The following is a 299-nucleotide window of genomic DNA, read 5'->3' as shown; positions in this document are numbered from 1 at the left end:
TTCCTGGTACGCCTTTTTCGCCGCCTCGCTTGCCCCTTCACCCGGCGCCGGGATGCCGCGTGCATCGAGTTCCGCACGCGCCTCCTTGTCGGCCTTCAGCTGCCCCTCGGTACGGACGATGTCCGATACCTGTGTGCCGATTTCACCAATCAGCTGCACCTGCTGCAGCCGCCGCTGTTCCTTCTCCTTGTCGAAGATCGGGCTGATGCTGTCGTTGGCATGCTCGACGTCGTGACTGAGGCTGGCCACATCCTGCTGCTGCCGGCCCGGGTCACGGATTTCCAGCGTGCCCTCGGAAA

1 protein-coding gene is annotated in these 299 nt (G+C 63.9%); it reads right to left on the bottom strand.

Translation table 11 applies throughout. The features are described from left to right. Positions 1–299: hypothetical protein (locus QSV36_RS23025; RefSeq protein WP_289134781.1), on the bottom strand; the 299-nt coding region annotated here is incomplete at both ends.

Source organism: Pseudomonas sp. BCRC 81390, assembly GCF_030341915.1.
GTDB lineage: Bacteria > Pseudomonadota > Gammaproteobacteria > Pseudomonadales > Pseudomonadaceae > Aquipseudomonas.
Note: the sequence above shows the minus strand (reverse complement) of the source record. Positions and strands in the feature narration are given on the sequence as shown.